This window comes from Pedobacter chitinilyticus, assembly GCF_003313385.1.
GTDB lineage: Bacteria > Bacteroidota > Bacteroidia > Sphingobacteriales > Sphingobacteriaceae > Pedobacter > Pedobacter chitinilyticus.
This window is the reverse complement of record NZ_QMHN01000001.1, coordinates 1027905-1039378: the sequence shown is the minus strand read 5'-3', so window position 1 is coordinate 1039378 and position 11474 is coordinate 1027905. Positions and strand designations below refer to the sequence as shown.

Sequence of the window (11474 nt, the reverse complement as noted above, 5' to 3'; positions counted from 1 at the left end):
TAACTGTTAACTACCAACTGGTCATATGTTCACTGGCTCATTAGTTCATTAGTAAGCACTATTGTCATCCAAAGCGTTACCTGTACCTACTCTTCAGGAGCGAAGGATCTCTAGCAGCTTGGTTAGCTGTTGATGTGTCTAATCGGTTAACTGTTAACTCATAACTGGTAACTGATAACTCATAACTGTTAACTACCAACTGGTCATATGTTCACTGGCTCATTAGTTCATTAGTAAGCGCTATTGTCATCCAGAGTGTTACTTGTGCTGGTGATTGGGTTAAATCGACATAGCGATTATGGTTGTTAATTGGTGGATAAATGCTGCTTGGGCGGGGTTAATTTTAGTGAGTGCAGTGGTAGTATCAAACCATTCGCCTTTGTCTACTTCGGGAATTTGTATCAGTTTATTTGTTTTGGGTGGCCACGGAATGCTAATGAGGTTACTTTTGATGTTATTAGCGTCTACATTGCCTTGTACTGCCCAAGCGGTAATAAGCTTGCCGCTTTTTAGTTTTACTTCGCCTAGGGGCTGGAAATGGCCTTCAATGCTTTGGCCTGTTTCTTCTTTAAATTCTCTTTTTGCGCAAGCTAATGGGTCTTCGCCTTCGGTATATTCTCCTTTGGGGATAGACCAGGCTCCAAGGTCTTTGTTTTTCCAGAATGGCCCGCCTGGGTGCACCAAGAATACTTGTAGCTGTTGTTGTTGGATGCGGTATGGGAGAATGCCTGCGCTGGTTTTCATTTGGGGGTTGTTTATTCGGAAAGGGTAATCCATACGGGGGCGTGATCACTGGTTTTTTCCCATCCACGAACGTGACGGTCTACGCCGCCTGTTTTTAAACGGTCTTTAAGGGCTGGGCTCAACAGGAAATGGTCGATACGTAGGCCTGCGTCTCTGCCGTACGCATTTCTAAAGTAATCCCAAAAGGTATATATTTTTTCGTGGGGGTATAGGGTACGGATGGCGTCTGTCCAGCCTTGGTTCACTAATTCGTGAAAGGCTGCTCGGGTTTCGGGCCTAAAGAGTGCATCGTCTACCCATCGTTCGGGTTTATAAACATCTAAATCGGTAGGCATTACGTTAAAGTCGCCCATAAGGATTGCGGGAAGTTGTTTGTCTAACAATAGCTTTGCTTGTTGTTGTAATCGGGCAAACCATTTGAGCTTGTAGTCGAACTTTGGTCCTGGGGCAGGGTTCCCGTTGGGTAGGTACAGGCAGCAGATGAGCAATTTATGTACAAATACTTCTAGGTAACGACTTTGGAGGTCTTCATCATCACCCGCTAATCCTCTCTGGATTTCCTTCATTTGAGGGTCTTTGGAGAGTACAGCCACACCGTTCCAACTTTTTTGACCATGCCATATGGCGTAGTAACCAGCTTCTTCAATGGCTTGTAGCGGAAATTTTTCTTGGGGTGCTTTTAGCTCTTGTAGGCAAACAATGTCTGGTTGCGTTTCGTGGAGCCAGCGTAGCAGCACGGGCAGCCTGCCGTTAATGCCGTTTACGTTATAGGTGGCTATTTTCATTTGGTTTTTTAGGGGTTAGGAGATAGGGGTTAGGAGCTAGGAATTAGGAGCTAGGAGATAGGGGTTAGGAACTAGGAGATAGGAGTTAGGAATTAGGGGTTAGGGGGTGGCTACTTCGCCTGGTCGGGTGCTTTGTGAGCCTGTTTCGTTTACTTGGTTAAGTAGTTTAGTGGTTGGGCCTTGCTGTTGCTGAATGGTTTTAATGGCATTGCTGGCATAGGTTTTTAAATCGGTATTGGTGAGGTGTTGCCCTTCTTTAAATAGATTGGTGAAGGCGGCTTGTAGGGTTTGTAGTTTTTGGAGCACCTGCTGATCTAGTGTGGGTGAAGATAGTTGTTTGAGGGCGTTTAACTCTTTTTGCTGTGATTTGGAGAGGTTTCGCTCTAGCAGCATGCCTTTGCCCTTGGCTATTTTCTCCATGTCTGCAATGAGCTTTTGGTAGCTAGGGGTAATGTTTTTGGCGAGTGTGCGCAGTGCTGGCATTTGGCTTTTTGCGGCAATGGTGGCCAGCTCGGTGGTGTAAAGGCTTTGGCTGTAGATGGAAATGATGAATGCTTTTTCTGCGCCGTCTACATTGACATCGGCAGTGCTTACTTGTGCTTTGGTGGTGGCGTCTATAATGGAGTCGGCGGGTGCTGCTGGGGTGTCTCGGTGTTCTCTTTCTGCTGGGTTGCAGGCTAGGGTGAGGGTGAGGCAGGTTGCTATGCTTAGGGTGAGGGTGATTTTCATATCGTTTTATCTTTTGTTACTTGGTTATAACCATTGGTGGGGGTGTTTGGTTTTTTTTTAGTGGTTAGGAACTAGGAACTAGGAGGTAGGGGTTAGGAGTTAGGAGTTAGGATATAGGGGTTAGTGGCTAGTGGCTAGTGGTTAGTTATGGGTTAGGTGTTACGAGTTATGGGTATTCGTTTAACTGTTTATTTGGTTAATTGTTCCCGCAGATTGCGCTGATTTTTTTGCTGGTTAGTTGGTTATTATTCATTCCGTTCCCATGGCGTCATTCCCGTGTATACGGGAATCTTAAAGCATCACAACTTTAATCGTGTTTTGTCTTTCGAAGCGGAACTTTTTGGGCTGATCTGTAATTCTGAAAGAATTTTTTGATGTCGTCGGCGTCGAAATAGTAGGTGCGGTATTTGAATACTGGTTTGAGTAGGCCCCGATCGATGATACGGTAAAGGGTTTGTCGGGTGATGTAATATTGGGCTATTACTTGTGGGGTGCTCATGAGCTCGCCTGTTAGTATTTTGTGTTTCATATAGTCGAACAGCGTAGCATAGTTTATGACGCTATGATATATCACTATAAATTCATCCTTGGTGAGGATGTAGTTGTCCTTTATCTTTTTCATAGTTAGATGTTTTAGTTGTAATTGAGGTATCTGCGTTCAAGGGTCTGAAATTGAATTTAATAAAGGGTTTTTATTTTTCAAAATATTTTTTTTGAAGCTTGATGTTGTGTGTCAATTTATGGCGATTTTTTTTGATGTTTTTTTGTTGGCGTTTGATTTTTTGGTGTGATATGGGTGGTTTGAGACAAGGATGATACTGGCTAGACCCTAGGTGAATGCTAGGTGAATACAAGGTTGACACAGGAAACACACAAGGTTGACACAAGAAATGACCTAAGTGTCCAATTTTTATGTTTGAAATAGGGGTTTTTGGTGGTTTAGAAGGGCTTTTTTGGCGTTTTGTTGTTTACAAGTGTTACACTGAGTCATCATTGTTTTTTGGGTGCTTGTTTGTGTTGTTGCTGCTTTAGAAATTTGGGTTAGTTAATTTTTTTTTTCAACCCAAAAAACTTTTTTTTATGGCAATTAGTAAAAATAATCCCATTGTGGATGGCGCCAGCGGTAGATTTGGCAACAATTTGGTTTTCCGCAAGCGCGGAAATCGAACAGTGATGGCGGTACGTCCGTCGGTGAGTGAACGTGTTCCGACTGAGGATCAGATGACGCAGCGCTTTTTGTTTATGGAGGCGAGCTTTTATGCAAAGAGCGTACTGGAGAATCCTGTGTTGAAAGCTGCTTATCAAGCGAAGGCTAAAGAGGGACAGTCGGCGTATAATGTTGCTTTTAAGGACTATTTAACGGCTCCTATTTTGCACAAGTTGGACTGGAGCAAGTACACTGGTGAGCTTGGTAGTACGTTAACTGGTCGTATTACGGATGTGTTGGCGGTGACAACGGTGAAGATGAGCTTGTTTGATGTGAATGATGTGCTGATTGAGGAGGGCTTAGCGGTACAGAGTGAGCTGAAGCTTGATTGGGTGTACACGGCTACGGTGGCGCATACGCCTGTAGTGGGTACTCGCATTTTGGTACAAATGACGGACACTCCTGGAAATGTGTATGTGGAAGAGGTGGTGATTGTTTAGTTTGTTTTTAGGAGCTAGGAACTAGGAGTTAGGGGCTAGTTTAATTGTTCATTAGTTCACTGGTTCATTTGTTCATTGGTTTACTAGGGGTTAGTGGCTAGGAACTGGGAACTGGGAACTGGTTGTGATGGCCATTGGTTTAATGTACCGGTTGTTTGTGGGTAGGGTCTGTTGGTGGTATGGTGGTTTTTCTTCTTTATTGCTTTGGATCCTACCTTTTGTTTTTTAACGGCTATACGGTTTTCCGCAGTTTTTTAGTTTTTGAATTGTGGAGTTTTGTAGGGCTATTTATTTAAGGAGATTTTAATATGGAAAGGGCTTATCGCTTAAATTTAAATATGCAACCTAATGGGGATCATGAGGTGCATGCTGATGATTGTAGGTATTATCCTACTTTAACTTATGATAGTTTGGGTAGGTTTTCTACTTGTGCTTCTGCGGTTGCTGAGGCTAAACGAAAGCATCCTACTAAGGCTATTAATGGTTGTGTGCATTGTGCGAGGGAATGTCATACGGGATAGTGGTGTAGATGTTTGAGGGAGCAGCGGCTGAAAGGCCGCTGTTTTTTTGTTTTATGGTTATAATTTTAGGCGTTTGTAGCAAATTTTTAAATTATTAACTTGCGAGAAACAAAAAGCATTTGTTAGGATGATTAGCGAACTCAATCAAAACCCTGAGCAACAAGCCCGTGATAAAATCGATGCAATGCTTCGGCTTGCAGGTTGGCACGTGCAATCGAAGAATTATATTGATTTCAGCGTAGGATTGGGTGTTGCCATTCGTGAATACCAAACCAGTGTTGGTCCAGCAGATTATGTGCTTTTTGTCAATCAAAAACCTTTGGGATTAATAGAAGCCAAAAAGGATGATGAAGGTCATCGGCTTACCGTTGTTGAAGAGCAGTCAAAAGTATATGCAACGGCTGACCTGAAGTTTTTCAAGAATACAGAAGGGTTAAAATACATTTACGAAAGCACGGGTGTTGTTACCCGTTTTACCGATTATACCGACCCAAAGCCTCGGGGCAGAAATGTTTTCAGTTTTCATAAGCCGGAGACTTTATTGGAATGGTCGAAGAGAGAAAAAAGTTTAAGAGGAAGGTTTGCTGATTATCCGATGTTGGATGAAACAAATTTGCGTCCGGCACAGATTATTGCCATTAATAATTTAGAGAAATCTTTTAAAGGCAACCGACCAAAAGCATTAATTCAAATGGCAACGGGTGCAGGTAAAACCTTTACTGCCGCCACTTTTATTTACCGCTTACTGAAATTTGCAAAGGCTAAACGCATTCTGTTTTTAGTCGACACCAAAAACTTGGGGGAGCAAGCTGAGCAGGAGTTCAGAGCGTATCAACCACAGGATGATAACCGGAAGTTTACAGAGTTGTATAACGTACAAAGATTGACGTCGAGCTATATCGCCGATGAAAGTCAGGTGTGTATTTCTACAATTCAGCGGATGTATTCTATTTTGCAGGGCGAAGAAATGGAGGAGGATGAAGATGTAATCAATCCCAATGAAAATTCATCGTGGATAGAAAAGCAGTTGGCAAAAAAAGATGCCATTCCGGTTGCCTACAATCCGAAAGTTCCTATTGAGCAGTTTGATTTTATTATTATTGATGAATGTCACCGTTCTATTTATAACCTTTGGAAACAGGTGTTAGATTATTACGATGCTTTTTTGGTGGGCTTAACTGCAACGCCCGATAAAAGAACTTTCGGTTTCTTTAATGAAAATGTAGTCAGCCAATATACATACGAAGAATCGGTGATTGACGGCGTGAACGTTCCTTACGATGTTTATTTAATCGAAACAGATATTTCCACCAAAGGAGGTTTGATAGAAAAAGGATGGTTTGTAGATAGAAGAGATAAGTTATCCAGAGCCAAACGCTGGCAACAGGAGGATGAAGATACGGCCTATCTGCGCAACGATTTAGATAAGAAGGTAGTCAACATTAGTCAGATCAGAACGATTATCACAGCCTATAAAGATGCACTGAAAAAAGATATTTTTCCTAATCGTTTTGAAAAAGGCGAATATGAAGTCCCTAAAACATTAGTGTTTGCTAAAACAGATAGCCACGCCGACGATATCATCAACATCATTAGAGAAGTATTTGATGAAGGCAATGATTTCTGCAAAAAGGTGACCTATAAAATAGAAGAAGACCCGAAATCGGTCTTGAACCGTTTCAGAAACGACTATTATCCGCGTATTGCCGTTACCGTAGATATGATTGCTACCGGAACCGATGTGAAACCTTTGGAGGTGCTGCTGTTTATGCGGGATGTGAGAAGTATCAATTATTTTGAACAAATGAAAGGACGTGGTACCCGTACCATTTCTGCCGATAAATTACAGCTGGTGACCAAGACTGCCGATGCGAAAACACATTTCGTGATTGTAGATGCAGTGGGTGCCACAAAATCTAAAAAGACAGACAGTCGTCCGCTGGAACGCCAACCGACTATTCCTTTAAAAGATTTGTTGCAGGCCGTAACCATGGGTGTGCAGGAAGAAGATGTGTATCTTTCTTTGGCTAACCGGTTAATCCGACTAGAAAAGCAGTTATCCGATACTGAAAAAGAGAAAATACAGGAACTGGCAAAGGGAAAAAGCTTGAAGCAAATGACCCGTGAGCTGATTGAGGCTTTTGATGAAGACATAATTGCTGACAAAACAAAAGAGCTGATAGCGCAAATCCCAATTGATGAGCGTACACCTGCAAAAGAAGAACAGGCCCGAGCCGAAGCGCAGGAAGCTTTGCTAAAAACAGCCTCTTTAACTTTTAATGGCAAACTTAACGAGCATATTGATAATGTGCGAAAACAACACGACCAGATTATCGACCATATCAACCTTGATGAAGTGACCAAAACAGAATGGGACACCGAATCAGTGGATAAAGCCAAAGCCTTGATTAACGATTTCAGCGGATACCTGAAAGCCAATAAAGACGAAATAAAGGCGTTGAGCATTTTCTACGATCAGCCTTACAACCGCCGCAACATTACTTTTAAAATGATAAAAGAAGTAATGGACAAACTGAAACTGGAAAAGCCGTTGTTGGCTCCGGCAAATGTTTGGAATGCTTATGCAAGTATTGAAGAAGTGAAAAGTGATTGCCCTAAAGATGAACTGACGGCATTGGTTTCTTTGATTAGAAAAGTTTGTGGCATAGATGAAGAACTAAAACCTTTTGATAAAACCATTGATGAGAATTTTAAACGATGGATTTTTGCCCAAAATGCCGGACATCACAACCGCTTTAGCACCGAACAAATGGAATGGCTGCGCATGATAAAAGACCACATTGTAAGTTCGTACCATATTGAGCTGGATGATTTAGATTATAATCCATTTGACAGTAAAGGCGGAAGAGGAAAGATGTACCAATTATTTGGTAACGAAATGGACAGTATTATTAATGAATTAAATGAAGCGTTAGCTGCATAATGAGAGAAGATTGGATAGAATGCAAATTGGGAGATATTCTTACAGTTAGCAGTGGAAAAGGATTGCCAGCAAGTAAAATGAAAGCTGGCAAATTTCCAGTTTATGGAGGCAATGGAATTAGTGGTTATCATTCTGATTTTTTATTTGAAGATATAAAGTTAATAATTGGTAGAGTTGGTGCAAAGTGTGGTGTCGTACATATAACGCAACCCAATTCGTGGGTAACAGATAATGCTCTGGTAGTAAATTTCAATTTTGAGAAACCTAATCTGAAATTTTTCAAATTACTTCTGGAAATTGAAAATCTTAATAAGCTATCTAACTCAACAGCACAACCAGTTATCTCAGGGGCAAAAATTTATGAATATGGAATTTTGTTACCACCCCTTCCCGAACAACGAGCCATTGTTAAAAAATTAGAAAGTTTATTTAGCAGTTTAGATGCCGGTGTTGCCGATTTAAAAAAAGCACAACAGCAATTAAAAATTTACAGGCAAGCGGTTTTGAAAAAGGCTTTTGAGGAGGAGAAAAGAGAACAGAAATTAATTAATATTTCTGATGCGATTGGTGGATTTGCTTTTAAAAGTCCTGATTTTTTAGAAAAAGGAAATTATCAAGTTATTAGGATTGGGAATATTAGACCTGATTTAATTAGGTTAGATTCTAATCCTGTTTTTATTAATGAACTCAATGATAAGACAAAAAAATATCTTTTAAAAGATAATGACATTGTTATATCACTTACTGGAACCAGAAATAAAAGAGATTATGGATTTTCAGCTTTAGTTAAGAATGAAAATCTTTTACTGAATCAACGCTTAGCTGCAATAAGGTTTGATAAAGATTGTAATCCAAAGTACTATTTGCATTACTTTTCTACAGATTATTTTAAAGATGATTTCTTTTCGGCAGAAACTGGAAATACTGGACAAGGAAATGTTGGAATGAATGCTATCAAAGAAACTTTAGTGCCATTCCCTTCGCTTGTGAATCAGAATCAAATCGTCAAACATATCGAATCGCGTTTATCTGTTTGTGATTCCATAGAACAAAACATCAAAGAAAGTTTAGAGAAAGCAGAAGCTTTGCGCAAAAGCATTCTTAAAAAAGCATTTGAAGGTAATTTGTTAACGGCACAGGAATTGGCAGAATGCAAACAAGCTGCAGATTATGAACCTGCAAGTATTTTGCTGGAGAGAATAAAAAAGAGCAAAAAATAATCTTTAGAAGTGAAGTATAGTAATCATAAAAAAAACTTTCCAGATGATATTTTAGTTTATATTGAAGAATTTGATAAAAGAAATAAAACAGTTTTGTTTGATTTCTACGATTCGAATGAGTTTGCAATGTTTTCTGAATATTCGAATGCAAGTTTGAACATTGAAAAACCTACAATGATTTTACTTAAAGATTATTATGGTAAAAATATTCAGGAAAACACTTACTATTCAATTAAAAGGGAAACTATTACTAACTGGTGGGAAAATGGTTTCATGGATGAGTATGAAAACTCTCTATTGATAGCATATTCAATTAATTTATCAAATTTTAATTTTGGAGAAGAAATTTTCGACCATTCAGTTTCCGTAAATAACGACTTTGAATCTAGTCATCTAATTTGTGGTAAATGGAATATTGATGATTTACTATTTGATTTGAAAGGTCATATTAAGGTTAATGTTCGAAATGTTGGACAAGGAAATTGGAATGAAATTATTCGAGACGACACCTTTCTTTTAGTTTATGATTGTGGAACAAATGTAGATGCTAAACCTTCTGAAATTCGAACATTAATTGATCAAAGCAATGCAAATTACAGAAACGATAAACCTGTTTTTATACTATCACATTGGGACAAAGATCATTATCATTGTCTTTTAGGAATGACCGATAAGGAACTAACCTTTTTTTCAAAATACATTTTTAGAAATGATATACCGAATCTAACAAGTAGAAAATTATATAGTAGGATTAGAAATGTTAAGGACTATCAAGATATATATGCAATTCGCGCTGAAAATAGAATACCTAAAGTTAGAATAACAAGTTTAACGCCACTAAATGATACAACCGACCAAATAGTTCTATATAATTCGCAGTATCACAAAGATCGAAATATATCTGGTCTGGTTTTATCCTTAAAAACAGCAAAGTCCAGTGTTATATTTTCCGGAGACTGTCAGTACTTGCAATTATCGCAATTTGTATTACCGCATTTAAACTATAATCATGAACATTTTCTTATTGTCCCGCACCATGGAGGTAAAGCTGGGAAATTTATATACCACAATCCAGGAAGTATGAGATTTAAACAAGCAATAATTTCTGTGGGAAAAAATAGTTATAAGCATCCCGACAAAATCTATTTATCATGTTTAAATACAGATTTTGATAGTACAGAAACAACTTTAACAACAAAAACTGACATATTGATCAATTTATAAAATGACAGAAGCAGCAATAGTATCAAAAATATGGAATCTGGCGAACGTAATGCGCCACGATGGAGTAGGTTATGGAGATTATTTGGAACAGATCACCTATTTGCTATTTCTTAAAATGGTGGATGAATTAAATAGGCCACCTTATAACAGAAATCTGAAACTACCTAGGTTAAAAGATGTAGAAGGCAAAGAAGTGGAAGGTACAGAGGTTTGTTCTTGGGAGAATTTAACTTCAAAAAATGGTGCAGAATTGGAGTCTTTTTATATACAAGCTTTGCGGTCATTAGGTACTGAGAAGGGAATGTTAGGGCAAATTTATGTAAAGAGCCAAAACAAAATACAAGACCCAGCTAACCTGCAACGTATCATCACTTTAATTGGTAAGGAAAATTGGAGTTTAATGGGTGCCGATGTAAAAGGAACTATTTACGAAGGTTTACTCGAAAAGAATGCAGAAGATACCAAATCAGGAGCAGGGCAATACTTTACACCCCGCGCTTTAATCAAAACAATGGTTGCTTGCGTACAGCCAAAACCTATGAAAACAGTAATAGATCCAGCTTGTGGTTCGGGCGGTTTCTTTTTGGCAGCGTATGATTGGTTAACTGAAAATAATAAATTAGACAAAGACGAAAAGATGTTCTTAAAGAACAGTACTTTTCACGGAAATGAAATCGTAGCTAGTACTCGTAGAATGTGTCTAATGAACCTTTATCTCCACGGTATTGGTGAAATAGATGCAGAGCCGTTGGTAAAATCAAATGACGCATTGATAGCAGCCGACAGTCAGACTTATGACTATGTATTAGCCAATCCGCCGTTTGGTAAAAAAAGCGGTATGACCGTTACCAATGAAGATGGTGATATCGAAAAAGAAGATATCAGCTACAATCGTCAAGATTTTTGGGAAACAACAAGCAATAAACAGTTGAACTTTTTACAGCATATTAAATCTTTAATGAAGATTGATGGCGAAGCGGCTGTTGTATTACCAGATAACGTTTTATTTGAAGGAGGAGCAGGAGAAGAAATTAGAAAGCAGTTATTGAAAACAACAGAACTGCATACGATTTTACGTTTGCCTACTGGTATTTTCTACGCTAATGGTGTAAAGGCAAATGTTTTGTTCTTTAATAACAAGCCTGCTAATAAAGATGCTTGGACAAAAGAAGTTTGGTTTTATGATTACAGAACCAACGTTCACCATACTTTAAAGAAAAAACCTTTAGCCGAAACTGATTTGTTAGATTTTGTAGCATGCTATAATTCTTCAAACATTAATAAACGTAAAGAAACTTGGAGTGAAAGCAATCCAGATGGTCGTTGGAGAAAATATAGCTATGATGAAATCATTGCAAGAGATAAAACCAGTTTGGATATTTTTTGGGTAAAAGATCAGAGTTTGACTGATTTGGATAATTTACCCGACCCAGATGTTTTAGCATTGGAGATTATTGATAATATTGAAGCGGGGTTGGATAGTTTTAGGGAGATAGTAAGGGTATTAGAAAAGGATAATTTAAAATAAGTATCTGATCAAATAGCTACACAGTTTTTTTTTTGAAGGAGATAATGAGCAAGCTAGCTGACGGGGGCAGGCTGATATTTACTATAGATGCTATGATGAGATGTCTGATAGAGATGCCAGATTAAAAAAACA

General features: G+C 38.8%; 9 protein-coding genes. 5 read left to right on the top strand and 4 right to left on the bottom strand.

Annotation, left to right across the window (positions count from 1 at the left end):
- Window positions 1-279: 279 nt before the first annotated feature.
- The 4 genes from DUT70_RS04415 to DUT70_RS04400 all read right to left on the bottom strand — a co-directional run bounded on the left by DUT70_RS04415 (window position 280) and on the right by DUT70_RS04400 (window position 2880).
- A complete protein-coding gene (locus DUT70_RS04415; RefSeq protein ID WP_113646567.1) occupies window positions 280-744 on the bottom strand; it encodes an NUDIX domain-containing protein in 465 nt (154 codons plus the stop codon).
- Between the two features lie 11 nt (window positions 745-755).
- Window positions 756-1529 carry an exodeoxyribonuclease III gene (gene xth / locus DUT70_RS04410; protein WP_113646062.1) on the bottom strand — a complete coding sequence of 258 codons (774 nt, stop codon included), beginning with the start codon at window positions 1527-1529 and terminating at the stop codon, window positions 756-758.
- A 99-nt stretch (window positions 1530-1628) separates the two neighbouring features.
- Window positions 1629-2258 carry a DUF4142 domain-containing protein gene (locus DUT70_RS04405; RefSeq protein ID WP_113646061.1) on the bottom strand — a complete coding sequence of 210 codons (630 nt, stop codon included), beginning with the start codon at window positions 2256-2258 and terminating at the stop codon, window positions 1629-1631.
- Between the two features lie 307 nt (window positions 2259-2565).
- Entirely contained in the window at window positions 2566-2880 is a 315-nt protein-coding gene (locus tag DUT70_RS04400; protein ID WP_113646060.1) for a helix-turn-helix domain-containing protein, read from the bottom strand.
- A 458-nt stretch (window positions 2881-3338) separates the two neighbouring features.
- Between DUT70_RS04400 and DUT70_RS04395 the strand changes: the two genes are divergently transcribed.
- The 5 genes from DUT70_RS04395 to DUT70_RS04370 all read left to right on the top strand — a co-directional run bounded on the left by DUT70_RS04395 (window position 3339) and on the right by DUT70_RS04370 (window position 11342).
- The gene (locus DUT70_RS04395; RefSeq protein WP_113646059.1) at window positions 3339-3905 is read left to right on the top strand and encodes a hypothetical protein; all 567 of its coding nucleotides are present in this window, start codon (window positions 3339-3341) and stop codon (window positions 3903-3905) included.
- A gap of 603 nt (window positions 3906-4508) precedes the next feature.
- On the top strand, window positions 4509-7370 hold the full coding sequence (locus DUT70_RS04385; RefSeq protein WP_394342347.1) for a type I restriction endonuclease subunit R: 2862 nt from the start codon (window positions 4509-4511) through the stop codon (window positions 7368-7370).
- Window positions 7370-8590 (top strand): restriction endonuclease subunit S, encoded by a 1221-nt coding sequence (locus tag DUT70_RS04380; RefSeq protein ID WP_113646056.1) that lies wholly within the window; start codon window positions 7370-7372, stop codon window positions 8588-8590. The genes DUT70_RS04385 and DUT70_RS04380 overlap by 1 nt, the downstream gene beginning before the upstream one ends.
- A 9-nt stretch (window positions 8591-8599) precedes the next feature.
- On the top strand, window positions 8600-9814 hold the full coding sequence (locus DUT70_RS04375) for a ComEC/Rec2 family competence protein (protein ID WP_113646055.1): 1215 nt from the start codon (window positions 8600-8602) through the stop codon (window positions 9812-9814).
- Window position 9815: 1 nt separating this feature from the next.
- The gene (locus tag DUT70_RS04370; RefSeq protein WP_113646054.1) at window positions 9816-11342 is read left to right on the top strand and encodes a class I SAM-dependent DNA methyltransferase; all 1527 of its coding nucleotides are present in this window, start codon (window positions 9816-9818) and stop codon (window positions 11340-11342) included.
- The last annotated feature ends 132 nt before the right edge of the window (window positions 11343-11474 follow it).

Coding starts and splice junctions, on each gene's coding strand:
- DUT70_RS04415 (WP_113646567.1), bottom strand. CDS start 744: ATGAAAACCAGCGCAGGCATTCTCCCATACCGCATCCAACAACAACAG.
- xth (WP_113646062.1), bottom strand. CDS start 1,529: ATGAAAATAGCCACCTATAACGTAAACGGCATTAACGGCAGGCTGCCC.
- DUT70_RS04405 (WP_113646061.1), bottom strand. CDS start 2,258: ATGAAAATCACCCTCACCCTAAGCATAGCAACCTGCCTCACCCTCACC.
- DUT70_RS04400 (WP_113646060.1), bottom strand. CDS start 2,880: ATGAAAAAGATAAAGGACAACTACATCCTCACCAAGGATGAATTTATA.
- DUT70_RS04395 (WP_113646059.1), top strand. CDS start 3,339: ATGGCAATTAGTAAAAATAATCCCATTGTGGATGGCGCCAGCGGTAGA.
- DUT70_RS04380 (WP_113646056.1), top strand. CDS start 7,370: ATGAGAGAAGATTGGATAGAATGCAAATTGGGAGATATTCTTACAGTT.
- DUT70_RS04370 (WP_113646054.1), top strand. CDS start 9,816: ATGACAGAAGCAGCAATAGTATCAAAAATATGGAATCTGGCGAACGTA.